Raw genomic sequence first — 25,077 nt, forward strand, 5'->3', positions numbered from 1 at the left:
AAACAGGAAAAGACCTGATCCCTTATCTCGAAAAATTCGAGAGGGAGCCAGGCCTAAACCTTTGGTATTATGTGCTAATTACTTTAATTCTACTTCAGCACCAGCTTCTTCAAGCTGCTTTTTCAATGCTTCAGCTTCGTCCTTAGCGATTCCTTCTTTCACTGGCTTAGGAGCACCATCAACAAGCTCTTTCGCTTCTTTCAGACCTAGTCCAGTAAGTTCTTTTACTAGCTTAACGATAGCAAGTTTTGCGCCACCTGGAGACTTAAGGATTACGTCGAATGAAGATTTTTCTTCTTCTCCGCCGCCTTCAGCTCCACCGCCACCAGCAACCATTACTGGTCCTGCTGCTGCAGCTGGCTCAATTCCGTACTCATCTTTAAGGATAGTAGCTAATTCGTTTACCTCTTTCACTGAAAGGTTAACTAGTTGCTCTGCAAATTCTTTTAAATCCGCCATTTTATTAAAGTGTTAATTCTGTTTAAAAATTTTTAATTCTCTCTTTCTGAGAGTGTTTTAACAATACCAGCAAGTTTGTGCTCTCCACTTTGAAGTAGAGTAAGTACATTCTTAGCAGGCGATTGCAATAATGTGACGATCTCACCAATAAGCTCTTGCTTAGATTTCAAGCTAGCAAGTGCACCTAGTTGATCTTCTCCGATAAATAAATCTGAGTCAATAGAAGCAGCCTTGAATTTCGGTCTGTCATTTGCGTCTCCTTTCTTGAAGTCTTTAATGATCTTCGCTGGAGCGTTAGCAGCCTCATTTACGAACATGATTCCCGACGTTCCTTTCAACACATCATCTAATGATGAAAAATCTCCATCAACGTTCTCAAGAGCTTTCTTTATAAGCGTGTTTTTCACAAGCTTATACTCTACACCTTTATTGAAGCACATTTCTCTGAACTTATTGATCTCAGCCACTGTGAGACCTGAAGTGTCAGCTATATAGAAATGATCTGTTTCCTTAAACTTTGTTGTAAGGTCACTTATTAATTGTGCTTTGTCTTCTCGTGTCATAACTTCTTATATGTTTGTTATGCTACTTTTATCCACTGCAATTCCACTACTCATAGTACTAGAGAGTGTTATCGACTTGAAGTATGTCCCTTTAGCAGAGGCAGGCTTCAATTTTGATACTGTCTGAACCATTTCAACCACATTGTCTTTGATTTTATCAGCATCAAAAGATACTTTCCCAACACTTGTGTGTATGATTCCGAACTTATCAACTTTAAAGTCGATTTTTCCAGCTTTTACTTCTTTTACTGCCTGTCCAATATCCATTGTCACTGTTCCTGACTTTGGATTAGGCATCAAACCTCTTGGTCCAAGTACTCGTCCGAGTTTACCTACTTGCGCCATCACAGTCGGCATAGTAATGATTACATCTATGTCCGTCCAACCTCCTTCGATCTTCTTAACATAATCATCTAGTCCAACATGATCAGCACCAGCATCTTTAGCATCTTGCTCTTTATCAGGTGTACATAGTACCAAAACTCTCACATCTTTACCTACTCCATGAGGTAGAGATACAACTCCTCGAACCATTTGGTCAGCCTTCTTTGGATCAACACCCAATCGGATGTCAATATCAACTGAAGCGTCGAACTTCGTGAAAGTAATTTCTTTCACAAGCTTTGCCGCTTCCTCCAAAGAGTACTCTTTACCAACTTCTAAAAGTTCTTGAGCTTTCTTTTGATTTTTTGTAAGCTTTCCCATTACCAAATATTAATTTGCCCAAGGGGCTTTACCTGAAATTTTCACACCCATGCTTCGTGCAGTACCGGCAACTACTTTCATAGCTGACTCGATAGTAAATGCGTTCAAATCTGGCATCTTAGTTTCAGCTATCACTTTAACTTGATCCCATGATACAGAACCCACTTTTACACGATTTGGCTCGGAAGATCCTTTTTTTAACTTAGCTGCTTCCATTATAAGTGAAGCAGCAGGAGGTGTCTTAATTACAAAATCAAAAGACTTGTCTGCATAGATTGTCACAAGAACTGGAAGAAGCTGTCCTGGCTTATCCTGTGTTCTAGCGTTAAACTGCTTACAGAAGTCCATGATATTCAGACCTTTAGCACCAAGTGCAGGTCCTACTGGAGGTGAGGGATTAGCCGCTCCTCCTCGAATCTGTAATTTCAAATAGCCTGATATTTCTTTAGCCATTTTTACCTAATTAATCTTCTTTTTCTACCTGTATATAATTCAATTCGACAGGTGTATTTCTGCCAAATATCTTAACCGTAACGTTAAGCTTCTTACGATCCTCAAATACCTCCTCTACTGTACCCGTGAAGCCACTAAAGGGACCGTCCATCACTTTCACGCTTTCACCCACAATAAATGGGGTATCCAGCTTTTCTTCGTACTCCTCAACCTCATCAACTTTACCGAGGATTCTATTAACCTCAGCTTGCCTCAAAGGAATCGGATCTTTTGTAGTGCTACTACCAGTTGATCCTAGGAAGCCGATCACATTTGGTATTAGCTCTTTATTCGTAACCAGGTGCTGAACCTCACCATTGGAGAAGTCGGCTTGAATCAACACATAACCTGGAAAGAAATTTCTTTCTCTAACTCTTTTCTTGCCATTGCGCATCTCATATACTTTCTCCGAAGGGATAAGTACTTGAGGGATATATTCAGCCAATTCTTGTCTCACCACCTCATTTTCGATGGCTTCTTTGACTTTCTTTTCCTTGCCGCTAACGGCTCTTACTACGTACCACTTATGCTCCATCCTGACCCGTACGTATTATAGTTCCTGATAAATAAATTCCATTAAATTCTCGAAGGCATAGTCTATTGCTCCAATCATAAGCGCAAAAATCAACGATGCTACGAGCACCAAAATGGCGCTATTTTGCAAATCACCATACTTCGGCCATGACACTTTGTGTGTCAATTCGTCGTACGAATCCTTGAAAAATGTGATAACTTTAGACATAATTTTCCTTCGTTTAAAAGCACGGGAGGAGGGACTCGAACCCCCAACCAACGGTTTTGGAGACCGCTACTCTACCAATTGAGCTACACCCGTAAAAAACAAGCAGTCCCAAAAGGACTGCAAATTTAGAGTAATCAGTTTGTATAAACAAATCCCGACCTACTTACGTACGTCGGGATAACTATTTATTAATCAAGAATTTCAGTTACCTGACCAGAACCTACAGTTCGTCCACCTTCTCTGATTGCAAATCGCAATCCTTTTTCTAGTGCTACTGCGTTAATCAAGTTCACTTCAATAGTAACGTTGTCACCTGGCATAACCATTTCAACGTTTTCAGGAAGCATGATTTCACCAGTTACGTCTGTAGTTCTTAAGTAGAACTGAGGTCTATACTTGTTGAAGAATGGAGTGTGACGTCCACCTTCTTCTTTTGATAGAACGTAAACCTCTGCTTTGAATTTAGCGTGAGGAGTTACAGAACCTGGCTTACAGATAATCATTCCTCTTTTGATATCAGTTTTCTCGATACCTCTTAAAAGAAGACCAACGTTATCTCCAGCTTCACCTCTGTCTAGAATCTTACGGAACATCTCTACTCCAGTGATTGTAGACTTAAGGTCTTCAGCACCCATACCAATGATATCAACTGGATCTCCAGAGTTAATTACACCTCTTTCAATTCTACCAGTTGCAACAGTTCCTCTACCAGTAATTGAGAATACATCCTCAACAGGCATCAAGAAATCCTTATCAACAGCTCTTTCTGGAAGTGGGATGTACTCATCCACAGCAGCCATAAGTTCTTCAATTTTTCCAACCCAGTTAGCATCTCCGTTAAGTCCGCCAAGAGCAGAACCTTGGATAACAGGGATATCATCACCTGGGAAGTCGTAATCAGAAAGAAGCTCTCTGATTTCCATCTCTACTAGTTCAAGAAGTTCAGGATCATCTACCAAGTCAACTTTGTTCATGAATACAACAAGAGCTGGTACACCTACCTGTCTTGAAAGAAGGATGTGCTCTCTAGTTTGAGGCATAGGACCGTCAGTTGCAGCTACCACGATGATAGCTCCATCCATCTGCGCTGCTCCAGTTACCATGTTTTTAACGTAATCCGCGTGACCAGGACAGTCAACGTGAGCGTAGTGACGATTTTCTGTTTGATACTCAATGTGTGAAGTATTAATGGTAATACCTCTTTCTTTCTCTTCTGGTGCGTTGTCAATAGAAGAGAAATCTTTTTGCTCTGCAAGTCCTTTATTAGCAAGTACTGCTGAAATTGCTGCAGTTAAAGTTGTTTTACCATGGTCAACGTGTCCGATTGTACCAATGTTTACGTGTGGTTTCGAACGATCAAAGGTTTCTTTAGCCATGCTTGATAATCCTCGTTTGTTTAAATTATTGTTATTACTCTATTTTTAATATTCTCATTTCCTTTCGAAAAAAGAGCCAATGAGGGGATTTGAACCCCTGACCTCTTCCTTACCAAGGAAACGCTCTACCCCTGAGCTACATCGGCTAGTTCTAAACTCTTTGAGTTCAGAATTTTGAACCAAATAGCTCAAAGACCCTGAATATTCAGGGATTTTGAGCGGGTGACGAGGCTCGAACCCGCGACCTACAGCTTGGAAGGCTGTCGCTCTACCAACTGAGCTACACCCGCTTGTTTAATTGCTGAGCTATCAGCTAAACAATTTCATTAAAAAATCACACTGACTTTTCAGTGTTGAAAGTGGCTTTCGCTCTACCAATCGGAACGCCGACCCGGTGAGCTATACCAGCTTAAAAATGGTGGGGAGAGCAGGATTCGAACCTGCGAAGGAATACACCAACAGATTTACAGTCTGTCCTCGTTGGCCGCTTGAGTATCTCCCCTTGTTTTAACTACTTTCAAGAACGTCTTTTTCCAGATGCTTTCCAGAAAAAGGATTGCAAAAGTATATGGTTTTTTGAACTAATCAAACTTTCATTTTTATATAAAAAAATATTTCCTTGCTATGAGCTGTTTTTTCCCCATTTGCGACTTGAACCAATAGAATTATTCACATACTAAATTTAAAAATTGGACCTAAATTTTTAATAAATGTTAGTATCCATATTTTTGGGCCACGGAAATTTAAAACACCAAATTCAATGATAGAAGTAAAGGTTGGTTCGGCTGAAAAAATCTCGGTAGAGAATAAGAAAGATGAATTACTCATTAATGATCAACTTTTTGATGGAGAGATCATTAAGCTAAGTGACACTTCTTACAATGTCTATCGATTGAATAAAATATATAAGGTTGAATTGGTGGACAGGCAAGGCAAAGAAATGAGGTTGAAAATAAATAATCAGCTATTGGAAGTTTCCGTCACAGATCATATTGATCAAATATTGGATAAATTAGGAATGAATGCTGCAGAAAGCGCTGCAGTAAAAGATGTAAAGGCCCCTATGCCTGGTTCCATATTAAATATTATTGCCAAAGAAGGAGATGAAGTCAAACAAGGAGACCAACTCCTCGTTCTAGAAGCAATGAAAATGGAGAATGTCATTAAATCTCCAGGAGAAGGAACGATTAGTAAAATTCATGTCTCGGAAAAGGAGAATGTTGAAAAAAATCAAGTCTTGATTTCATTCGATTAATTTGACAGAAAAAGCTATATATATATTTGCACGATTTCGACATATTAAACCCAAATAATGACCTACAAACGAATATTACTAAAGCTTAGCGGTGAAGCCCTAATGGGTGACCAGCAACATGGCATTGATTCAGCACGCCTAACTCAATATGCGGAAGAAATCAAGAAAGTAGTCAGCCAAGGTATTGAAGTGGCTGTAGTAATAGGTGGAGGTAACATTTTTAGAGGAGTAGAAGCTGAAGCATCTGGGATAGACAGAGTGCAAGGTGATTACATGGGCATGCTAGCAACGGTTATTAACGCAATGGCCTTACAGAGTATGTTTGAAAAACAGGGAATGTATACTCGACTTATGGCAGGACTTAAAATGGAACAAGTATGTGAACCATTTATTCGAAGGAGAGCCATCCGACACCTGGAAAAAGGAAGAGTGGTAATATTTGGAGCAGGAATTGGAAATCCTTACTTCACAACAGACTCTACAGCAAGTTTAAGAGCTATTGAAATAGAAGCTGATGTTGTGCTTAAAGGCACTAGAGTTGATGGAGTCTACTCAGAGGATCCGGAAAAAAATCCGAATGCAGAACGCTATTCAAAGATTACTTTTCAAGAAGCTTATGAAAAGAATTTAAATATTATGGATATGACTGCTTTCACATTATGTCAAGAAAATAATTTACCAATTATTGTCTTTGATATGAACACTAAAGGTAACCTTGAAAAAATTGTTGCAGGAGAAGAGGTAGGCACACTCATTAATTGATTAAAAAATTTTCACCCATGGAAGAAATAGAGATATATCTAGATACAGCAAAGGAAATGATGGAAAATGCTATTCAGCATACCGTAGATGAATTTGCAAAAATCAGAGCGGGAAAAGCACTACCTAGTATGCTTGATGGAATTGAGGTAGAGTATTACGGTACAATGACCCCATTGAACCAAGTTGCTGGTGTGACAACACCTGATGCACGAACTTTAAGTGTTAAGCCTTGGGAAAAAACGATGCTTCAGGAAATTGAGCGAGCTATCATCAATAGTAACCTTGGCTTCAATCCACAAAATGATGGTGAGCAAATCAGAATCAATATTCCACCTTTGACCGAAGAGAGACGCTTGCAGCTGATGAAACAAGTTAAGGCTGAAGCAGAGAAGGGTAAAATCAGTGTGAGAAATGCAAGAAAGGACACCAATGATTCTTTAAAAAAATTAGATGGTGTTTCAGAAGATTTAATTAAAGGTGCCGAGGACGATGTTCAGAAATTGACCGACACTTATACAAGTAAAATTGATGCTCTTGTAAATAGTAAGGAACAGGACATCATGACTGTCTAGGGCTAACTAAAGTAGTTTTTTGATTGAATCAAAGACGCTACTGATTCTGGCACCAAATACTTTATTGACTTCCCCTCTTTTATCAATTTTCTGATAAGTGTAGCTGATATATCAACTTCTGGAGCTTCAATTAATCTGACTTTTTCAGAGTCTATAAGGTTACTGTCTTTAGAATTTGGTCTTGGGTAGACTATCAATCCAAAGTGCTCCAAAATCATTTCGTGATTTTTCCACTTAGGAAATGAGGCAAGATTGTCCTCTCCTATTATAAGATGAAATTTTTTTTCTGGATGCTTTTCCTGTAAAAGAGTTAAAGTATCTATCGTATAGCTTGGCCTTGGCATATTAAATTCAACGTCACTAGATCTAAACTTATAGTCATCTCCGATTGCCGCATTAACCATATCTAGCCGATCGAATTCATGCAAAAGGCTTTTATTTTTTTTGAAAGGATTTTGAGGACTTACTATAAACCAAACTTCTTCCACTTGAGTGGTCTCTTTTACTAGGTTCGCTATAATCATATGCCCAGTGTGAATAGGGTTAAATGATCCGAAAAAAAGTCCCACCTCCATTAATTTGCGATAAAAGATTTAACAATAACTTCTGCTTGACTAATCGCTTCGTCCAAGTTTTCATTTAATACTACCTTGTCAAAATGAACTTCTTCTTTCATTTCTTCAGCAGCTTTATTAACTCGAATATTTAATACCTCTTCACTTTCAGTATTCCGAATTGTCAATCGCTCTCTTAGGACCTCCTCACTTTTCACTCTGATGAAAATTGATACTGCTTTACTCTTAAAAATTTCTTTCAATCTTTTTCCTCCCTTCACATCTACATCAAATATTACGTGGTTTCCTTCACTCCATATCCTCTCTACTTCACTGTTCAATGTACCATAAAAAGTGTCTTGATATACTTCCTCCCACTCCAGCAATTCGCCAGACTGTTTTTTTTCTTGAAAATCTTCCAATGATAAAAAATGATAATCGCGACCATCTATTTCAGTCGATCTTTTGGAGCGTGTTGTTGCTGAAATGGAAAACCTAAGGCTAGGTATCCGATCTAGTAAACTATGAACAATAGTAGTTTTTCCAGCCCCTGATGGTGCAGAAAATATGATAGCTTTTCCCTCCATCTGGCGAATTTAAAATGATCACCTCACAATCTTGCCCCTAATCTCATTTGCCAATGCATTTGGGACTGATTTATTACTCATCTTCGTTTTGATGAGCTGTCTAATTTGCTTCTCCATGTTACAATGAGCAAAGCAAATTGAACATTTCTCTATGTGAGACTTAAAATACTCTTCTTGACTTGGTGTAGCCTCGTTATCTAAAATAAGATTTAATATCTTCAGACATTTTTCAAATTCATCACAGTTACAATCTAGACAATCTGACATTTCTCGAATGTTAATTTGTTAAGATATCGAATGCAAAAGAGTCAAAAAAAGTTCCGATTAATTATATCCCATAGAGAGTGCATAAGAACCAAGCTTTTCTCTTAGAAGATTTCTAGCTCGGTGAAGTCTTGATCTTACCGTCCCAATAGGAATATCAAGAATCTTTGCCATTTCTTCGTATGTAAACCCTTCGAGATCACATAAGATTACAACTGTTCTGAAATCGACTGCCAATGAGTTTAGTGCATTACTAATTTCATCACCAATCATATCTTTCGTTGTTTCCAATCTTAGATCGACAGTAGCGTTACTAATAGTGTCTTCAGAATTATAGAACTGCTCTACCTCTTGATAGTCTACCTTCGATGGCTGCTTGCTTTTCTTTCTATAATCATTAATAAAGCTATTTTTTAGGATTCTATATAGCCATGCCTTTGCATTAGTTCCCTCTTGGAATGAATTAATGAAACGATAAGCTTTCATGTAGGTATCCTGCACTAAATCTTTTGCGTCGTCTTCATCGAATGTCAATCGATATGCAAAATTGTACATCGAATCTATATGAGGCATAAACTCCCCATCAAATACCTTCACTTTTTTAGCTTCTGAATATGTTCTTTTTACTGGTGTGTCTATTATTTGATCGGTCATCTCTCTTCAATTTACATGTATATACATCTATTATACGACGCTGATTTAGATTTGTTCTAAATAAGAGAATTCTTTTTTTGAATTCAAGATATCTAACCCAATTCCATATCGATTGTTCAGCAAGTGACAATCAATTATTCAACGTATGATGAAATGATCCAAAATCTTGCCAGACATCAAAGTCTGCCATTCAGTCAGAAGTAATAAAAAAAGGATCCTACAAAATGCAGGATCCTTCTCTAAAGTCGTTGTACAGTTGATTAGTATCTGTAATACTCTGGCTTGAACGGCCCAGCTACCTCAACTCCTATGTAATCTGCTTGATCTTGTGAAAGCGTATCCAATTCAACACCAATTTTTGCTAGATGAAGTGCTGCCACTTTCTCATCTAGATGCTTAGGCAACATATACACTTCGTTTTCATAAGAATCACTGTTATTCCACAATTCTAATTGAGCAAGTGTTTGATTTGTAAATGAATTAGACATCACAAATGAAGGGTGTCCAGTTGCACATCCAAGATTCACCAGTCTTCCTTCAGCTAGAATGATAATGTCATTACCATCAACATTGTAAAGATCTACTTGAGGCTTAATCTCTACTTTGGTACTTCCATAGTTTTCAATCATCCAGGCCATATCAATCTCATTATCGAAGTGTCCGATGTTACAAACAATTGTCTTATCCTTCATGGCTTTGAAGTGCTCACCTTTTACAATATCCTTATTACCTGTAGTAGTAACGACAATATCAGCTCTAGAAACAGCATTGCTCATTTTCTTCACCTCAAATCCATCCATTGCTGCCTGAAGTGCACATATCGGATCGATTTCGGTAACTATTACTCTAACGCCTGCTCCTCTCAATGAAGCAGCAGATCCTTTTCCTACATCACCATATCCGGCTACAACTGCAACTTTTCCTGCCAACATAATATCTGTTGCTCTTCTGATTGCATCTACTAATGATTCCTTACATCCGTACTTGTTATCAAACTTTGATTTTGTAACAGAATCATTCACATTAATCGCTGGCATCGGAAGTGTCCCGTTCTTCACTCTTTCGTAAAGTCTGTGAACTCCAGTAGTCGTCTCTTCAGAAAGTCCTTTGATATCAGCAACTAACTCAGGGTAACGATCCAATACCATGTTGGTAAGATCTCCACCGTCATCAAGAATCATGTTTAATGGCTTCCCGTCTTCAAAAGCGAATAACGTTTGTTCTATACACCAATCAAATTCCTCCTCATTCATTCCCTTCCAAGCATAAACAGGAACTCCTGCTTTGGCGATCGCTGCTGCTGCATGATCCTGTGTTGAGAAAATGTTACAAGAAGACCATGTTACATCAGCACCTAGCTCAACCAATGTCTCAATCAAAACAGCTGTTTGAATAGTCATATGAAGACATCCTGCAATTCGAGCTCCTGCCAAAGGCTTTTCCTTGCCATATTCTTCGCGAAGCGCCATCAAACCAGGCATTTCAGCTTCTGCTAACTCGATTTCCTTTCTTCCCCAATCTGCAAGGGCAATGTCTTTTACTTTGAATTTTTCCGTAGTTACGCTCATTACTTATATTGTTTCACGAATTGATTTCTAAATTTCGGAGTGCAAAGATATAACCATTAATCATCATTTTGGTTCCTGCCTTTTATCTTAAGAATTCAACTTCCTTAATTCCGAAAGTCTGCAGAGTGCCTGATTGATTAATAGAAAGTCTTCCGTTCTTATCAATGCCTATTATTTCACCTTCAAATTCACCTGAACTGGATCTGAAAATGTGTAATTCACCTCTCCATCTTAATAAGTTATGATACTCATCTAAAATGTTTGTTTTATCACCATTTTTAAGCTTCAGATACCACTTTTCAACGTTAAAAAGTAGATCCTCGATAAGTACTTCTCTTTCAAATAAACTGTTGGATTCCAACCAAATTGAAGTTGCTGTACTCAAAGCAAATCCTTTTTGATTTACATTAATTCCAATTCCAACAACTGAAGATTCCAGCGAACTGCCACGCAAATTGTTTTCTATCAAAATTCCCGCAACCTTTTTATCGTTCAAATAGACATCATTTGGCCACTTTAATTCAATTTCAGCCTCAACCACATTTCGAATGGTGTCGACAACTGCAAGTCCTATTACGAGGTTAAGGTAAAATTGATCCGCAGGTGCCAGAAATTTAGGTCGAAGCAACAGTGACATTAGGATATTTTTTCCCGGCTCTGCCAACCAGACATTTCCTCTTTGACCTTTACCTTGAATTTGATCATCTGTATACACCAAAAGCCCCTCCGGTTCATCAATTTCCTTTATCATCTTGGTCAACTCATCGTTGGTAGAATGACATTGTGGCAGAAAAACTACTTTTTTACCTAAGAATAAGGGTTTGGCAAAGATTTTATGCAATAGAATTAATGTAAATTTGTGACAAAATTAATTGTTAACATTTAGTGAATCAGCAGACAAGTAAGGACATAGACTCTAAAGTACTAAGCGAGTGGGTAGTTGAGGGGATGTTAGATAAAAAAGCCATAGATGTGATAGTTATGGATTTACGTGATGTGAAGCACGCAATAGCTGATTATTTTGTTGTTTGCAGTGGAAATTCAGATACTCAGATTGATGCAATATCTGACTCTATTGAAGAACAAATTCACAAAAACTCTAAACAAAATCCTTGGAAACGAGAAGGCAGGCAAAACAAAGAATGGATATTGCTCGACTATGTTGATGTAGTTGCCCATGTATTCAATAAAGAAAAAAGAACATTTTACGGACTAGAGGAGTTATGGGGTGATGCACAAATTACCCGCGTAGAAGTGAACTAATAACCGATCACCTCGTTTAGCTAAACAGAAAAATTTTACAGGAGGAACAAAAGAATGCCCGATAAGAAAAGAAAAGATGCACCAAAGCCAAGACCCGGATTTCAGGGATGGCTAATTGGAGGACTACTAGCACTAGTCATAGGACTAACTGTATTTTCAAATGATAGTGGAGCAGTAACCACAACCTATCGTTCATTTGAGAAAATGGTTCGATCCAATGACGTGCAAAAAATTGTACTAATAAAGAACCAAGATTTCATTGAGATCACACTTAAGCCTGAAGCTTTAAGTAATACCAAATACAAAATTGAACTTGAGCAGAATCGCAGTATACTAAATAACGGAGGTGGACCACACTATAAAGTAGAGATCGTAAGCGTGGAGAAATTCGTTAGAGACTATGAAGCACTGCAATCCGAAATCCCGGAAGATCAAAGGTTAGATTTTAAAATTGAAGAAAGAGGAGACTATACTAGCATCTTCTTTAATTGGGGATTTTTGATCCTATTAATATTCGGCTTCTGGTTCCTCATGCGAAGAATGACTGGTGGTGGAGGTCCTGGTGGACAGATATTTAATATTGGTAAATCAAGAGCTTCATTATTTGACGCAGAGAATAAAGTTAAGATCACCTTCTCTGACGCAGCAGGATTAGAAGAAGCAAAAGAAGAAATTCGAGAAATCGTAGAGTTCCTTAAAAATCCAGGAAAATTTACCAAACTAGGTGGTAAAATACCTAAGGGTGCGCTTTTAGTAGGCCCTCCAGGAACGGGTAAAACGCTATTGGCAAAAGCTGTAGCTGGCGAAGCTGGCGTTCCATTCTTCACACTCTCTGGATCTGACTTTGTAGAAATGTTTGTTGGAGTCGGTGCCGCAAGAGTTAGAGACCTCTTTAAGCAAGCAAAAGAAAAGGCGCCTTGTATCGTTTTCATTGATGAAATCGATGCCATTGGTCGTTCAAGAGGTAGAGGTCAAATGCCCGGATCTAACGATGAGCGTGAGAACACATTAAACTCATTACTAGTAGAGATGGATGGATTCTCTACTGACGTTGGTGTAATAATTTTAGCAGCAACCAACAGACCGGATGTACTTGATTCCGCATTACTAAGACCTGGAAGATTTGACCGTCAAATCAGTATAGATAAGCCTGACATTGTTGGACGTGAAGCAATTTTCAAAGTACACATCAAACCTATTCAGTTAGCAAAAGATGTAGATACTAAAAAGCTTGCAGCGCAGACTCCTGGGTTCGCGGGTGCAGAAATTGCTAACGTTTGTAATGAGGCCGCTCTAATTGCAGCAAGAAAAGATAAATCCAAGGTTGACATGACGGATTTTCAAGATGCAATAGACAGAGTTATTGGTGGTCTTGAGAAAAAGAATAAAATCATTTCTCCTGAAGAGAAGAAAATTGTTGCATACCATGAAGCAGGCCATGCAGTAGCTGGCTGGTTCTTAGAGCATGCTGACCCATTGGTGAAAGTTAGTATTGTACCACGTGGTGTTGCTGCACTTGGATATGCACAATATCTACCTAAGGAGCAGTTCTTGTATCAGACAGAGCAACTGATGGACGAGATGTGCATGGCATTGGGAGGCCGTGTGGCTGAGGATATTATTTTCGGCAAAATTTCTACTGGCGCATTGAGTGACCTAGAAAGAATAACAAAGTTGGCTTACAGCATTGTAACCGTTTACGGTATGAATGACCGAATTGGAAATGTATCATTTTATGACTCTAAGCAGTCTGATTACAACTTCACAAAGCCTTATTCTGATGCCACTGCAGAATTGATAGACAAAGAAGTAAAGGCATTAATTGATGTTGCATATGCACGAACCAAGAAGCTATTACTTTCTAAGAAGAATGAACTTGAAATCCTTGCCCAAGAGCTTCTCAAACGAGAAATAATTTTCCAATCGGATCTTGAAGAATTAATCGGCAAGCGACCATTTAAGACTCAAACCACGTATGATGCGTTTACAAATGGAACGTCAGATGCTGAGGAAGAGGATAAGAAAAAAGAAGCTAAGGACTTAGATAAAGTTAAAAATGATGTAAAGGAAGCGGTAGAACAGGAAGAGTCTACAGCGGAAGCAAAAAGTGAATAAATAGATGAAGGTACCTGAGCTTATAAGCTCTTTTAAGGAGCTACCTTCAGATAAGAAACTTTACTTTGCAAGTGATTTTCATCTAGGCGCACCAAACGAGAAAGAAAGCCTGGAGCGTGAAAAGAAAATAATTAGATGGCTGGAGCATGTATCTAAAGATGCTTCAGCCATTTTTTTGGTTGGTGATATCTTCGATTTTTGGTTTGAGTATCATACAACAATACCTAAAGGCTTCATTCGCTTTCAAGGTAAGCTCGCAGAGCTTGTGGATCAAGGCATTACTATTGTCTTATTTGTTGGCAACCACGATTTATGGATGGACAAATATTTTCCATCTCAACTTGGAATTCCAGTTTACAAAAAGCCTGTTTCGATAGAAGTGATGAACACAAAGATTTTTGTAGGACATGGAGATGGACTGGGTCCAGGAGATCGTTTCTTCAAATTTGCTAAGAGCGTATTTACAAATTCTTTTTTTCAATGGCTTTTTCAATGGTTACATCCAAATGTAGGTGTCAGTATTGCCAAGTATTGGAGTAAAAAAAGCAGAGAATCTAGCGGGCATTTAGATGAAGCTTTCAAAGGTGATGATGAGCCAATATGGCAGTTCTGTAAATCTATGAATGACAACCTACATCATGACTACTATATATTAGGTCATCGTCACTTGCCGCTAGAGTTGGAGGTATCAGAAAATTCTAAGTATTTTAATTTAGGAGAGTGGATTAATCAATGTTCATATCTCGAATTTGATGGAAATCATGCGGTACTTAAAAATTTTGAAGGTTAGTCTTAGTTTATTCCCTCTATACATTTATGGCCAAGGTTGGGAGGAAGTTAGATCAATAGATCTCGCACAAAATCCCTCATCTTACACTGTCGACTATCAGGGGAATATTTTTCTAGGATTCGAGGATGGAAAACTTCTTAAGTACAGTGCTGAAGGTCAGGTTCTCGAAAACTTCTCACTTTCCAATTATTCATCAATTACGTCAATTGATGTCCAGAATAATTTAAAACCATTCTTATTTTACTTTGACAATCAAAGAATTACTATTCTCGATAGGTTTTCTTCTGTCCCTAAAAATTACTTACTTTCTGATCTTGACCTTGAAATAGGAATGGCAGCATGCCCTGCTCCTGATGGTGATTTTTGGATCATAGAAAACAACCCGCAACGATTAAAAAAGATTGATCCACTACTTCAAACCACGGTGTTAGAAGTACAAATTCAAGTTGGTGACTCAATCAAGAGGATTCAAGCATATCAAAATATCCTCATAATTGGGAGCGAAGAAGGTATGAAAATTTTAGATCAGTTTGGTGGAGTCATTCAAGATTTGGAAATCAATGGTTTTATAGATTTTCAAATTGATAAAGGAAGACTTTATTGCATCAGTAATGAAGAGGTAATTGAAATTAATCCTTACAAGGGAACAGTGAAAAAGGCGCTAGCTAACCCTTCAAAAAATAATGCACTCCTAAAGTCAAATGATCTTTTCTTGAGTTTAGAAAATAAGCGCATTACTTACTACCAATTGACAGAGTAAAGCTTAAACTCTACTCATTATCTCGATATAAATCTAAAATTCGCTTTCTAAATACAAATGAGTACTTAGCTCTTAACAACTGAAGGTCTGCTCTATTCTTATTGGTAAGACTTTCTTGATAAGAGTTGAAATCAGTATTACCTGTTTCAAATCTCTTTTTCATGAACTCAAAAATTGACTGCTGAGCTTCTAAGTTATCTTTTGCCGCTGAATAACTAGTCTGTGCATTAACCATATCTAAATATGCTCTTTGAACAAGATTGGTAACACTAACTACTGCATCTTGATAGTCCAAATCAGCATTAAGCACACCAACTTTGGCAGTTTGAACATTAGTATTAGTTCTCCATCTGTTAAAAATTGGAATATTTAATGTGAAGTTCAGGTATTCAAATTCATTAAATCTCAATTGGTCTGCAAACGATGCGTCCGGTTCAAATGCACCAGTTTCTGGATTTAGTGCTCCATTCGACGAGTAATTAGATCCGATTCTGCCGAATGCAGTGATTGTTGGTAGTCTTTGTGCTGAATTATTTTTGAGATTATACTTTGCAGCTTTTCTATCAGCTTCTGCACCTTCGATTGATGGATTTAACTCAAGCGCTTCACCAAGAATTAAATCGAATGGCTCTAAATCAGCCAATAGATCTTCTTCTGCAATAAATTCAGGTTTTACATCATACCTATTTTTCGGATCCAACTGCATGCTTTGAATCAAAGTCAGCATGTTTGATTCGACTAGGTTTCTTGCATCAATAAGATTCTGTCTTTCATTAGATAACTGCGATCTTAAGTTGTAAACAGCATCGAGATTGCCAACTCCTACTGATACCCTTTTCTCTTCACGATCAAGTTGATTTTCTAGAAGTTCAACTCTCTCTGTAGCGATTTTTAGATTTTCCTTACTTAGGACAACATCCAGGTAAGAAGACAATACACTCGCGCGTACATTAAGCATTGCATTATCAACATTTGCTTTTGCTGATCTTTCCTCATTGATTCTTTGCTTCAATGAATACTGATTGGCAAAGCCATTGAATAAAGTAGCGTTGGCAGAAAGATTCGGATTTGAAGTATTTGTAGTTGCGGAAACTTGACGTGCAGCATTTTGATCAAAAAAGTTACCTAAGAAGTAATCATAGTTGATTCCTGCTGTTACAGACGGGAAAAAGTTCATTATCGCCTGAAATCTATTAGCCTTAGCAATGAGCTGATTGTTTTTAGCTCTTTTAAGTCCAATATTTCTTTCAAGAGCAACATTGATACATTCATCAAGTGAAAGTTCTTGTACTGCCTGTTCGTTCTGAGCAGAAGACAGAAAGTACATGATAAGCATAGTCCCGAAAATGAGTTTTCGCATGGTTATAAGGTCTTGATAAGGTTTTCTAAGGAGTACAGTTACACTGGTCTATCAAAATTGATAGACCAGGAACTGACCGTGTAAGTATGAAGAGAGATTACACTAAAGCTTCTTTTGCATTGATGTTTTCAGACACAATCTGTCCATCAAACAAGTGCACGACTCTGTGCGAGTATTCAGCATCAACAGGAGAGTGAGTCACCATGATTACTGTAGTCCCAGCTTCATTAAGCTCAGTAAGCAGGTTCATCACTTCTTGTCCGTTTGCAGAATCCAAGTTACCAGTAGGCTCATCCGCAAGAATCAATTTAGGTTTTGCAACTACAGCTCTTGAAATAGCCACACGTTGTTGCTGACCTCCTGATAGCTGTTGAGGAAAGTGGTTTCTTCTGTGCATAATTTTCATATGCTCCATTACCTCCTCCACTCTTTTCTTACGTTCAGATGCAGAATACTTCAAGTAAATCAATGGAAGCTCGATGTTTTCGAATACAGTAAGCTCATCAATTAGGTTAAAGCTCTGGAATACGAAACCGATATTCGCTTTTCTTAGATCTGCTCTCTGACGCTCCTTATATTGTGAGATTTCTAAGTCCGTAAAATGAAACTCACCTTCAGAAGGGTTGTCTAATAGTCCAATTATATTGAGTAGTGTTGATTTACCACAACCAGACGGTCCCATGATCGCAACGAATTCCCCCTCTTTGATAGTAAGGTTAACTCCAGCAAGAGCAGTCGTTTCGATCTCATCTGTGTAGTAGAATTTCTTCAAATCTTTCGTTTGAATAAGTGCTTTAGCGTTTTCCATGATTTATTGAGTTTAGTCTTTGGATTCTATTTAATTACTTTCTTTTATCTAATTGGTTACTTAACTACGAGAATGTCTTTGTCTTCATATCCTCTATATGAAGAGACAACAACTTTTTCTCCAGGTTGCAATCCTTCCACCACTTCGTAGTAGCGTTGATTTTGTCGACCTAGTCTTATATCCCTTCTCACTGCTTCAGTTTCACCTTCATTCACTACGAATATCCAGTTTCCACCAGTGGTCTGATAAAAACTACCTCTAGGTATCTGCACTGCAGTAATATTTTCACTAAGCTGAAGTCTAATTTGAAGTGTCTGACCTCTTCTAATCCCATCTGGAATGGTATCGAAAGCCATATCAACTTCAAAAAGTCCATTATTCACTTCAGGATACACTTTTGTAATCGCTAAGCCGAAATCATTTCCAGCAAAAGTGAACGTGCCATTTAGTCCCGCATATATTCTAGATATATAATGTTCGTCAATAGTTGCACGAACCTTAAATCCATTTAGGTCGTCAATCTGTCCAATGTTCTGTCCAGTACCAATTGATTCTCCTACTTCGACGTTCACAGTAGACAATCTTCCAGAGATTGGAGCCTTGATATATAAGTTTTCAAGGTTCTTTTTAATCATCTCCAGGTTGTTTCTAGTCCTTTCTAATGTAGCTTCCGTTTGTCTAATCTGAGTAACCGCAGTAATTGAGTCGAAACGATTTGATTCAACTTGAATCTCACGGTTATCGCTCAACCTGTTATACTCGCGTTTAAGATTTAGGAATTCTTGTTCAGAGATAATTTTGTCCTCGTAGAGTTTTTGACCTCTTTCATATGCATCTCTTGCTTGATCAATCTGATAGTCTAGTTCTAATAAGTTACGTTTTAAATCAAATTGATTCCTCTGTAGTCCTAGCTTCGTATTCTCGAGATTATTTACAAGAATAAAAGCCTGCGTTTCTTCTCTCACAAAACTTTGCAGTAAATCATTATTTGCGAGAGATAAGATTGTATCTCCCTTATCTACTAAAATTCCACCGTCATAGAATTTTTCAGCAACAACTCCGCCTTCAATTGCATCAAGACGAATAGTTAAAATTGGGAGAACGTTTCCGTCTACAGGAATAAATTCTTGAAAATCTCCTTCATGCACAGTGGCAATATTGATTTTATTCCTTTCAACATTGAGTCTGGTTCCTCCTCCCGAGAGTAAGAAGTTGTAAACAATGAAGACTACCAATAGTCCACTACCGCAGTAGATGCTAATCTTCTTTACCGTCCATTTTTTCTTTTTGATCTTTCTATCCATCTAACAATTTGGTCGTTTTAGGTTTTCGGTTGACCACAATGCCAATAAGGATGCCATTAATTGTAACTCACTGTAAAACAATTGATTACGAGATGTGTCAGGAAAAACAAAGCAAATGTCGTGTACATAATGGTACATAATTGTGTTCGTATTCGATCACAAATTTTGTAGAATTTCAATTTTTAAGGGAATTGTGCGTGAGCCGCTGACTTTGGTTAAGTGGCAAAAAAAAAGGTTCAGGAGGACTAACACCTGAACCCAAAGGTCAAAAACTCAAAATAAAAAGGACTAATGACTTCAATGATAGCAAAAAAAGAACTTAAAAAAAAATGAAAACCATATTGATTTTAATTCGTTATGATAGCTTTACTATTATTTTTGATAGTGAACTAAACTGAAATGATAGCAAAACTTCAAATTCAACTAAATCCTGCACTCTATTTAAGGGATCCACAATCAAGTGATTTAGGCCAGAAAATCGTTCAAGAAAGCATTCTATTGATAAATAAAATTGGTTTTGAATCTTTCACTTTCAAGAAGCTTTCGGTAGAAATAGGGTCAACAGAGGCTTCTATCTATCGATATTTTGAAAATAAACACCGACTTCTTGTTTATTTAATTTCTTGGTATTGGAGTTATGTGGAGTATCGAATCACCTTCGAAACACACAACATAGCCGACCCGGAAGAAAAACTAAGCATCGCTATTCGATTAATCACAGAGGAGCTAAAGGATGATGATAATTTCCCAGGGATAAGTGAATCAGAACTTCAGCAAATTGTTATAAACGAATCCGATAAAACATATTTAACAAAGAATGTAGATGAAATTAATAAGGAAGGGGTATTTCGAGGTTATAAGTCTTTATGTGAAACCATTGCTTCATATATGACTGAAATAAATCCTGATTTTGAATTTCCAAGATCTCTATCAAGCACTTGCTTAGAAGCCGCTCATCAGCAATTATTTTTTGCTGAGCATTTACCACGACTATCAGATTTAAAGAACGGCGCTGATGTTCGTGAACAAAATTTCCAATATGTATCTACCATCATTTTCAACTCTCTGAAAAAATGAATAATCAGCAAATAATAAGATGCCTTCAGGAATGTGCATCAAAGCTTAAAATGGATTTGAATATTTCAAATCTTCAGAGCGTTGACATGATTCCACGACAATACGAGACTCATGAAATCGCTGAATTTCAGCGAGATCTGATTGAGGCAGCAAACGATGCAGGTGTCGTTTTGATGGAGAAGTATTTGAACAAAGAAACACTCAAAGACCTCATTACAGACAATAAGACTCCTTTGATTGTTTTTGTTGAGCAAGAAGGTTTTTACCCTGCCTTTTTGACAAAGGACAGGAAGAAGATGTATTTGGAATTTATCACCAATTCCGGTGATATGAAGCAATTGGAAATCAATAACCTTGAGGAGCTCAATTTCTCTTCCAATCAACATGGTGAAGTTTATACCCTTTCTTGCTTTGCTTATCAAAGCTTTATGTCTGCCAACGAAGATGAAGAAAAGAAAGCCTCGCCTGTAAGGCGATTGTTTCAATTGCTTTCAGCAGATAAGAAAGACATCTTTTTTGTTTATGTATATGCCGCTCTTATTGGACTGGTAAGCTTAACTCTTCCATTAGGAATTCAGGCAGCGGTAGAGCTAATCTCTGGGGGTGTTGTCTTCAGCTCAGTTTATTTACTAATTGGGTTAATCATATTTGGAACTATTGGCACTGGAGTTTTACAGGTACTTCAGATAACTATCGTGGAGTACCTACAACGTAGAGTATTTACAAAATCAGCTTTTGAATTTGCGTTCCGGGTACCTAGAATTCGAATGGAGTCTGTACTGAACATGCACATGCCAGAATTGATGAATCGATTCTTTGACGTGCTTACACTACAAAAAGGATTGCCTAAAATTCTAATTGACCTTTCAACAGGTATCATACAAATACTTTTCGGTCTTCTCCTATTAGCATTTTACCACCCATTCTTTATAGCGTTTGGCATTGGCCTTTTAGGACTCTTGTTCTTGATATTCTTTTTCACTGGCCCTAAAGGGTTAAAAAGTTCGATTAAGGAATCAAAATATAAATACAAAGTGGTTTACTGGTTAGAGGAAATGGCTCGCACGCTCTATTCTTTCAAACTAGCTGGAAATACTGTGCTACCGCTTAGGAAAACCGATTATTTGGTCAATAATTATCTTGAAAACAGAAATTCTCACTTTAAGATTCTTATTGCGCAATATTCATTTATCCTTCTTTTTAAAGCAATCATTACTGGCGGCTTGCTAATACTAGGTACGATACTCGTTATGCAACGAGAAATCACCTTAGGCCAGTTTGTAGCGTCAGAAGTAATTATCATCCTTGTGCTGGCTTCAGTTGAGAAAATCATCATGTATATGGACGTAGTATACGACATGCTCACAGCTGTAGACAAGATCTCGCATGTAACAGATCTTCCACTTGAAAATTCGGGTGGTATTGATATTCCTGAAGGCCAGCTTAAGGATGGGTATGAAGTAAAAATGGATGATGTATCATATACATACCCTTCAGGCACAAAGCCTTCATTAAAAAACTTGTCTCTGCAAGTTGATAAAGGAAGGTCATTATGTATCAGCGGAGGAAGTGGATCTGGGAAGACAACCCTGACTAATATCATTGCTGGAATACATCAAAATTATTCCGGCATCATGACTTATAATGGATATTCTCTTCGAGATCTTGATGCTACCTATATCCGAGATAGAATTGGGAAAAACGTATCACAGGAAGATATTTTTGAAGGGACAATTCTTGAAAACATCCTGGTAGGTAAACCCACATCAGACATTAAAAATGCACTTGATGCAATTGAGGATGTAGGATTAAAAGATCAAATCAACGTGTTACCTGGAGGCTTGCATACAGAGATGCTTGCAGGAGGTAAAGGTTTTTCATCGTCGTTTGTGAATAAAATGGTATTGGCAAGATGTCTAGCAAAAAGACCTGCAATGCTCATACTCAATGATTTTTTCAACAATTTCTCCAAGAGAGAGAGAATTGAACTAATCAATCTACTTACCGACAAGAAAAGGAAATGGACCTTGATAGTTGTATCAAACGATCCATTGGTAATGGCAGCATGTGACAATGTTTTATTCTTAGAGGAAGGCGAAGAACGCGCTTATGGTCCGTTCGAGGAATTAATTAAAAAAGAGGAAATACTTAAAGACATCTACTAATGGATCAATTAGACAAACTAGCAGAAACCCAACTGTATTCTCTCAGAACTTTAAAAACACCAAGTATTGGGCGTACAGTGGCCAAGGTATTGATGATTGCGGTTACCATATTCATCTTATTTCTATTTCTACCTTGGCAGCAAAACATACGAGGAAAAGGTAGACTTACCGCCTTGAATCCCGGTAATCGGCCACAAATGGTGGAGTCGGCCATAGCTGGCAGAATCACTAATTGGCATGTCATTGAAGGCGATTATGTAAATAAAGGAGATGTACTCCTCACGATATCTGAAATAAAGGATAAGTATTTTGATCCAAATCTGATTTCAAGAATTGAAGAACAGGTGAGGGCTAAGAAGAATGCTGCTGAGGCTAAAGACAATAAAATTGCAGCTCTTAACAAACAAATTGTAGCACTTGGCAACGCAGTAACAGCCAAAATGGCACAAGCTAAAAATAAGCTTCAACAGTCAAGGTTAAAGTTGGAAGCAGACTCGCTTGCTTTTGTTGCAGCTCAAGTGAACTATGAAAACGCCGAAAGTATATTCAATCGAAACAAAAATCGATTTGATGCTGGAAACATTACGCTAACCAAGTTTCAGGAGATTGAGAATAAATTTCAAATGAGTGGAGCCAAAGTACTGAAAGCAGAAAATGAATGGCTTCAGAGAAAAGCGGATTTAGCAAACGCAACACTTGAACTTGCATCTATTGACGCAGAATATTCTGACAAAATCAGCAAAGCTCAATCGAATTTGAACGAAACCATCGCGGGCAGGAATGAGACACAAGCTGAAATTGTGAAGATGGAAAATGAATTAACCAATGTTCAGGTTCGACAATCTCAGTATCAAATTAAAGCGCCACAATCTGGATATGTTGTTCATGCCGTTAAAGTCGGGATTGGAGAAACAATAAAAGAAGGAGGTGCCGTAGCTACTATCCTACCTGAATCAGAAGACATAGCATTTGAAATGTACATCGAGGCTATGGACATGCCTTTGATTGCAAAGGGAAGAAAAGTAAGAGTTGAATTTGATGGTTGGCCGGCGTTAGCCTTTTCAGGGTGGCCAAATGCATCAGTAGGAACTTTTGGTGGTGAGGTAGCTATCATTGACCGAGTTGAAAGTAAAAATGGGAAATTTCGAATAATAGTTAAACCAGATATTACTGATGAAAAGTGGCCATCACTACTAAGAATCGGCTCTGCTGCAAAAGGATGGGTTATGCTTAATGATGTGCCAATTTGGTACGAAATCTGGCGTAATATGAATGGATTTCCTGCCACCATGTATCAGGATACCGAAACAGAAGCAAAATCAGCTAAGAAATGAGACGGTATTTACTAGCTATATTTCTAATACCTATTCTTGGAGCAGGTCAGGTAAACACTACTGATTCCATAGCAATAGACACTTCGTTTCTGACATTGGAAACGGTGCTCAAAATGTCTCTTTCCTATCATCCAATAGTAAAGCAAGCTGACTTACTCAATGAAAATGCCAGGGCTACACTACGAGAAGCGAGGGGTCAACTCGATCCTAAAGTAGAATTAGACTATGATCTAAAGGATTTTAAAGAGACTGAATATTACAACTTATTGAAGACCACCTTTAAAATCCCAACCTATATTGGTATCGATCCGAAAATAGAGTTTATTCAGAATACTGGAGATTTTGTAAGCCGCGAAAATTTAATTCCTGATGCCAATGACAACCAACAAGTAGCCGTAGGAATATCTGTTCCGCTTGGTAAAGGTTTGTTCTTCGACGAAAGGCGAAACATGATTAAAAGAGCAGATGCTTTTTCTCAAATAGCTGCTGCAGAGCAAGTGAAAGAAGTAAATAAGATACTTTTCACAATAATCAAAGATTACTGGAATTGGTACTTATATTATCAAAAGAGTCAATTGATGATTCAAGCGATTGATTTAGCTCAAAACCTTTTTGATCGTACATTAATAGACTTTGAGTTTGGAGAAGCTGCTGTCGTAGATACATTGCAAGCTAAAATCAACTTACAAAAACGAACAGTTGATTACAGAAATACTTTATTAGAATTTGAACTAGCAAAACTTAACCTTGCGAAACATCTTTGGTCTGAAAATTTGGTTCCGCTCGAACTGTTTCCTGGTGTTCTACCAGATTCTCTCACACTTTTTGACACCCCGCAAGATTCCGAACTAAAACAAGGAATTGAATTTGCATTAACTAGCCACCCTCAAATAAACAAACTTGAAGGAAAACGGAATCAACTAGATGCAGATTTGAAATGGGCTAAAGAGAGTATTAAACCGCAAGTTGATCTTTCTTATTCACTAATAGATGCACCCATTGACCCTGATTTTAATGGCAGGGGAGTTGAATTTGGAGAAAACTATAAAATGGGAATTGACTTCTCCTTCCCTATTTTGCTTCGAAAGGAGCGCGGAAAATTGCAACAAACCAGACTTAAACTTCAAAGTAACGAATATGAAATTGCGCAAAGTCAAATTGCAATAAAGAATGATGTTTTAGGTGCTTTCGCTCAGAGTACTACTTTCCAAGCATTACTAATTCAATATCAAGGTGTTTCTCAAAATTATCGTCGCCTCTTAGATGCGGAAATAATCAATCTGCAAAATGGTGAAACTGACTTATTCAAATTGAACATCCAGCAAGACAAGTATATTGAAGCTCAAACCGACTACTTTGAAGCATTCACCAAATGGGAAAAGAGTAAAGCAGAATACTATCATATCACAGGTGTTCCAATCCTAGGACTTAGTGATGTGTTCAGTATTGTAAATAATCCTTAATACGCTGTTCAATTTCGAACAATTATTTCATTATTTTTAGGCAATAACTGCCCTGAGAGTCTATTTTAACTCTTGGCACAGTTGT

The 25,077-nt window shown here is 37.8% G+C and carries 26 protein-coding genes and 4 tRNA genes; 11 read left to right on the top strand and 19 right to left on the bottom strand.

What is annotated here, in order from left to right; translation table 11 throughout:
* Positions 1 to 78 precede the first annotated feature (78 nt).
* The 11 genes from rplL to ACY650_RS04470 form a co-directional block, all read right to left on the bottom strand.
* On the bottom strand, positions 79 to 459 hold the full coding sequence (rplL, locus tag ACY650_RS04420; protein WP_462252142.1) for a 50S ribosomal protein L7/L12: 381 nt from the start codon (positions 457 to 459) through the stop codon (positions 79 to 81).
* Positions 460 to 491: 32 nt separating this feature from the next.
* On the bottom strand, positions 492 to 1,022 hold the full coding sequence (gene rplJ, locus ACY650_RS04425) for a 50S ribosomal protein L10 (protein WP_462252144.1): 531 nt from the start codon (positions 1,020 to 1,022) through the stop codon (positions 492 to 494).
* A 6-nt stretch (positions 1,023 to 1,028) separates the two neighbouring features.
* The gene (gene rplA, locus ACY650_RS04430; protein WP_462252146.1) at positions 1,029 to 1,727 is read right to left on the bottom strand and encodes a 50S ribosomal protein L1; all 699 of its coding nucleotides are present in this window, start codon (positions 1,725 to 1,727) and stop codon (positions 1,029 to 1,031) included.
* Between the two features lie 9 nt (positions 1,728 to 1,736).
* Positions 1,737 to 2,180 carry a 50S ribosomal protein L11 gene (gene rplK / locus ACY650_RS04435; protein ID WP_462252148.1) on the bottom strand — a complete coding sequence of 148 codons (444 nt, stop codon included), beginning with the start codon at positions 2,178 to 2,180 and terminating at the stop codon, positions 1,737 to 1,739.
* Positions 2,181 to 2,190: 10 nt separating this feature from the next.
* Complete coding sequence (gene nusG, locus ACY650_RS04440; RefSeq protein WP_462252150.1) at positions 2,191 to 2,754, bottom strand: transcription termination/antitermination protein NusG; 564 nt, start codon at positions 2,752 to 2,754, stop codon at positions 2,191 to 2,193.
* A 15-nt stretch (positions 2,755 to 2,769) separates the two neighbouring features.
* Positions 2,770 to 2,961, bottom strand: coding sequence for a preprotein translocase subunit SecE (gene secE, locus ACY650_RS04445; RefSeq protein ID WP_348280412.1), 192 nt, complete (start codon positions 2,959 to 2,961; stop codon positions 2,770 to 2,772).
* Between the two features lie 20 nt (positions 2,962 to 2,981).
* Positions 2,982 to 3,054: transfer RNA gene (locus ACY650_RS04450), tRNA-Trp, on the bottom strand.
* Between the two features lie 95 nt (positions 3,055 to 3,149).
* Entirely contained in the window at positions 3,150 to 4,337 is a 1,188-nt protein-coding gene (tuf, locus tag ACY650_RS04455; protein ID WP_462252152.1) for an elongation factor Tu, read from the bottom strand.
* 74 nt (positions 4,338 to 4,411) lie between these two features.
* Positions 4,412 to 4,483, bottom strand: a tRNA-Thr gene (locus ACY650_RS04460).
* 71 nt (positions 4,484 to 4,554) lie between these two features.
* Positions 4,555 to 4,627: transfer RNA gene (locus ACY650_RS04465), tRNA-Gly, on the bottom strand.
* 126 nt (positions 4,628 to 4,753) lie between these two features.
* Positions 4,754 to 4,839, bottom strand: a tRNA-Tyr gene (locus ACY650_RS04470).
* 258 nt (positions 4,840 to 5,097) lie between these two features.
* Between ACY650_RS04470 and ACY650_RS04475 the strand changes: the two genes are divergently transcribed.
* From ACY650_RS04475 to frr, 3 genes are read left to right on the top strand one after another with little or no spacing between them, the layout of a single operon-like run.
* Positions 5,098 to 5,592, top strand: a complete 495-nt coding sequence (locus ACY650_RS04475) for an acyl-CoA carboxylase biotin carboxyl carrier protein subunit (protein WP_462252154.1) — start codon at positions 5,098 to 5,100, stop codon at positions 5,590 to 5,592.
* A gap of 57 nt (positions 5,593 to 5,649) precedes the next feature.
* Complete coding sequence (gene pyrH, locus ACY650_RS04480; protein WP_462252156.1) at positions 5,650 to 6,354, top strand: UMP kinase; 705 nt, start codon at positions 5,650 to 5,652, stop codon at positions 6,352 to 6,354.
* Between the two features lie 17 nt (positions 6,355 to 6,371).
* Positions 6,372 to 6,926 (top strand): ribosome recycling factor, encoded by a 555-nt coding sequence (gene frr / locus ACY650_RS04485; RefSeq protein WP_462252158.1) that lies wholly within the window; start codon positions 6,372 to 6,374, stop codon positions 6,924 to 6,926.
* A gap of 2 nt (positions 6,927 to 6,928) precedes the next feature.
* On the opposite strand, the gene nadD is transcribed toward frr, so the two are convergent.
* The 5 genes from nadD to ACY650_RS04510 all read right to left on the bottom strand — a co-directional run bounded on the left by nadD (position 6,929) and on the right by ACY650_RS04510 (position 11,394).
* Positions 6,929 to 7,501, bottom strand: coding sequence for a nicotinate (nicotinamide) nucleotide adenylyltransferase (gene nadD, locus ACY650_RS04490; protein WP_462252160.1), 573 nt, complete (start codon positions 7,499 to 7,501; stop codon positions 6,929 to 6,931).
* Complete coding sequence (gene gmk / locus ACY650_RS04495; protein WP_462252162.1) at positions 7,501 to 8,067, bottom strand: guanylate kinase; 567 nt, start codon at positions 8,065 to 8,067, stop codon at positions 7,501 to 7,503. The genes nadD and gmk overlap by 1 nt, the downstream gene beginning before the upstream one ends.
* 324 nt (positions 8,068 to 8,391) lie before the next feature.
* Positions 8,392 to 8,985 carry a sigma-70 family RNA polymerase sigma factor gene (locus ACY650_RS04500; protein ID WP_462252164.1) on the bottom strand — a complete coding sequence of 198 codons (594 nt, stop codon included), beginning with the start codon at positions 8,983 to 8,985 and terminating at the stop codon, positions 8,392 to 8,394.
* Positions 8,986 to 9,245: 260 nt separating this feature from the next.
* Positions 9,246 to 10,553: an adenosylhomocysteinase gene (gene ahcY / locus ACY650_RS04505; protein ID WP_462252166.1), complete on the bottom strand. Its 1,308-nt coding sequence runs from the start codon at positions 10,551 to 10,553 to the stop codon at positions 9,246 to 9,248.
* Between the two features lie 82 nt (positions 10,554 to 10,635).
* A complete protein-coding gene (locus tag ACY650_RS04510; protein ID WP_462252168.1) occupies positions 10,636 to 11,394 on the bottom strand; it encodes a biotin--[acetyl-CoA-carboxylase] ligase in 759 nt (252 codons plus the stop codon).
* A gap of 44 nt (positions 11,395 to 11,438) precedes the next feature.
* On the opposite strand from ACY650_RS04510, the gene rsfS reads away from it, so the two are divergent.
* The 4 genes from rsfS to ACY650_RS04530 are packed head-to-tail and all read left to right on the top strand — an operon-like array spanning position 11,439 to position 15,481.
* Entirely contained in the window at positions 11,439 to 11,816 is a 378-nt protein-coding gene (rsfS, locus tag ACY650_RS04515) for a ribosome silencing factor (RefSeq protein WP_462252170.1), read from the top strand.
* 54 nt (positions 11,817 to 11,870) lie between these two features.
* Positions 11,871 to 13,931, top strand: a complete 2,061-nt coding sequence (ftsH, locus tag ACY650_RS04520) for an ATP-dependent zinc metalloprotease FtsH (protein WP_462252172.1) — start codon at positions 11,871 to 11,873, stop codon at positions 13,929 to 13,931.
* Positions 13,932 to 13,935: 4 nt separating this feature from the next.
* Entirely contained in the window at positions 13,936 to 14,721 is a 786-nt protein-coding gene (locus tag ACY650_RS04525) for a UDP-2,3-diacylglucosamine diphosphatase (protein WP_462252174.1), read from the top strand.
* Positions 14,693 to 15,481 carry a hypothetical protein gene (locus tag ACY650_RS04530; protein ID WP_462252176.1) on the top strand — a complete coding sequence of 263 codons (789 nt, stop codon included), beginning with the start codon at positions 14,693 to 14,695 and terminating at the stop codon, positions 15,479 to 15,481. Before ACY650_RS04525 ends, ACY650_RS04530 begins: the two co-directional genes overlap by 29 nt.
* Before the next feature lie 10 nt (positions 15,482 to 15,491).
* On the opposite strand, the gene ACY650_RS04535 is transcribed toward ACY650_RS04530, so the two are convergent.
* The 3 genes from ACY650_RS04535 to ACY650_RS04545 form a co-directional block, all read right to left on the bottom strand.
* Complete coding sequence (locus tag ACY650_RS04535) at positions 15,492 to 16,841, bottom strand: TolC family protein (protein ID WP_462252178.1); 1,350 nt, start codon at positions 16,839 to 16,841, stop codon at positions 15,492 to 15,494.
* 97 nt (positions 16,842 to 16,938) lie between these two features.
* Positions 16,939 to 17,649: an ABC transporter ATP-binding protein gene (locus ACY650_RS04540; RefSeq protein WP_462252180.1), complete on the bottom strand. Its 711-nt coding sequence runs from the start codon at positions 17,647 to 17,649 to the stop codon at positions 16,939 to 16,941.
* Between the two features lie 56 nt (positions 17,650 to 17,705).
* Complete coding sequence (locus tag ACY650_RS04545; RefSeq protein ID WP_462252182.1) at positions 17,706 to 18,953, bottom strand: efflux RND transporter periplasmic adaptor subunit; 1,248 nt, start codon at positions 18,951 to 18,953, stop codon at positions 17,706 to 17,708.
* A 399-nt stretch (positions 18,954 to 19,352) separates the two neighbouring features.
* Between ACY650_RS04545 and ACY650_RS04550 the strand changes: the two genes are divergently transcribed.
* Genes ACY650_RS04550 through ACY650_RS04565 form a run of 4 tightly spaced genes read left to right on the top strand, consistent with a single transcriptional unit; the run spans position 19,353 to position 24,992 of the window.
* Positions 19,353 to 20,030, top strand: a complete 678-nt coding sequence (locus tag ACY650_RS04550; protein ID WP_462252184.1) for a TetR/AcrR family transcriptional regulator — start codon at positions 19,353 to 19,355, stop codon at positions 20,028 to 20,030.
* Positions 20,027 to 22,195 (top strand): peptidase domain-containing ABC transporter, encoded by a 2,169-nt coding sequence (locus ACY650_RS04555; protein WP_462252186.1) that lies wholly within the window; start codon positions 20,027 to 20,029, stop codon positions 22,193 to 22,195. Before ACY650_RS04550 ends, ACY650_RS04555 begins: the two co-directional genes overlap by 4 nt.
* Positions 22,195 to 23,529, top strand: coding sequence for an HlyD family secretion protein (locus tag ACY650_RS04560; protein WP_462252188.1), 1,335 nt, complete (start codon positions 22,195 to 22,197; stop codon positions 23,527 to 23,529). The genes ACY650_RS04555 and ACY650_RS04560 overlap by 1 nt, the downstream gene beginning before the upstream one ends.
* Entirely contained in the window at positions 23,526 to 24,992 is a 1,467-nt protein-coding gene (locus tag ACY650_RS04565; protein ID WP_462252190.1) for a TolC family protein, read from the top strand. The genes ACY650_RS04560 and ACY650_RS04565 overlap by 4 nt, the downstream gene beginning before the upstream one ends.
* Positions 24,993 to 25,077 lie beyond the last annotated feature (85 nt).

Source organism: Ekhidna sp. (assembly GCF_963691765.1).
GTDB lineage: Bacteria > Bacteroidota > Bacteroidia > Cytophagales > Cyclobacteriaceae > Ekhidna.

Bases quoted from the DNA above. Each gene is read 5' to 3' on its own strand.
- rplL (WP_462252142.1), bottom strand. From the start codon at position 459: ATGGCGGATTTAAAAGAATTTGCAGAGCAACTAGTTAACCTTTCAGTG.
- rplJ (WP_462252144.1), bottom strand. From the start codon at position 1,022: ATGACACGAGAAGACAAAGCACAATTAATAAGTGACCTTACAACAAAG.
- rplA (WP_462252146.1), bottom strand. From the start codon at position 1,727: ATGGGAAAGCTTACAAAAAATCAAAAGAAAGCTCAAGAACTTTTAGAA.
- rplK (WP_462252148.1), bottom strand. From the start codon at position 2,180: ATGGCTAAAGAAATATCAGGCTATTTGAAATTACAGATTCGAGGAGGA.
- nusG (WP_462252150.1), bottom strand. From the start codon at position 2,754: ATGGAGCATAAGTGGTACGTAGTAAGAGCCGTTAGCGGCAAGGAAAAG.
- secE (WP_348280412.1), bottom strand. From the start codon at position 2,961: ATGTCTAAAGTTATCACATTTTTCAAGGATTCGTACGACGAATTGACA.
- tuf (WP_462252152.1), bottom strand. From the start codon at position 4,337: ATGGCTAAAGAAACCTTTGATCGTTCGAAACCACACGTAAACATTGGT.
- ACY650_RS04475 (WP_462252154.1), top strand. From the start codon at position 5,098: ATGATAGAAGTAAAGGTTGGTTCGGCTGAAAAAATCTCGGTAGAGAAT.
- pyrH (WP_462252156.1), top strand. From the start codon at position 5,650: ATGACCTACAAACGAATATTACTAAAGCTTAGCGGTGAAGCCCTAATG.
- frr (WP_462252158.1), top strand. From the start codon at position 6,372: ATGGAAGAAATAGAGATATATCTAGATACAGCAAAGGAAATGATGGAA.
- nadD (WP_462252160.1), bottom strand. From the start codon at position 7,501: ATGGAGGTGGGACTTTTTTTCGGATCATTTAACCCTATTCACACTGGG.
- gmk (WP_462252162.1), bottom strand. From the start codon at position 8,067: ATGGAGGGAAAAGCTATCATATTTTCTGCACCATCAGGGGCTGGAAAA.
- ACY650_RS04500 (WP_462252164.1), bottom strand. From the start codon at position 8,985: ATGACCGATCAAATAATAGACACACCAGTAAAAAGAACATATTCAGAA.
- ahcY (WP_462252166.1), bottom strand. From the start codon at position 10,553: ATGAGCGTAACTACGGAAAAATTCAAAGTAAAAGACATTGCCCTTGCA.
- ftsH (WP_462252172.1), top strand. From the start codon at position 11,871: ATGCCCGATAAGAAAAGAAAAGATGCACCAAAGCCAAGACCCGGATTT.
- ACY650_RS04525 (WP_462252174.1), top strand. From the start codon at position 13,936: ATGAAGGTACCTGAGCTTATAAGCTCTTTTAAGGAGCTACCTTCAGAT.
- ACY650_RS04530 (WP_462252176.1), top strand. From the start codon at position 14,693: ATGCGGTACTTAAAAATTTTGAAGGTTAGTCTTAGTTTATTCCCTCTA.
- ACY650_RS04535 (WP_462252178.1), bottom strand. From the start codon at position 16,841: ATGCGAAAACTCATTTTCGGGACTATGCTTATCATGTACTTTCTGTCT.
- ACY650_RS04540 (WP_462252180.1), bottom strand. From the start codon at position 17,649: ATGGAAAACGCTAAAGCACTTATTCAAACGAAAGATTTGAAGAAATTC.
- ACY650_RS04545 (WP_462252182.1), bottom strand. From the start codon at position 18,953: ATGGATAGAAAGATCAAAAAGAAAAAATGGACGGTAAAGAAGATTAGC.
- ACY650_RS04550 (WP_462252184.1), top strand. From the start codon at position 19,353: ATGATAGCAAAACTTCAAATTCAACTAAATCCTGCACTCTATTTAAGG.
- ACY650_RS04555 (WP_462252186.1), top strand. From the start codon at position 20,027: ATGAATAATCAGCAAATAATAAGATGCCTTCAGGAATGTGCATCAAAG.
- ACY650_RS04560 (WP_462252188.1), top strand. From the start codon at position 22,195: ATGGATCAATTAGACAAACTAGCAGAAACCCAACTGTATTCTCTCAGA.
- ACY650_RS04565 (WP_462252190.1), top strand. From the start codon at position 23,526: ATGAGACGGTATTTACTAGCTATATTTCTAATACCTATTCTTGGAGCA.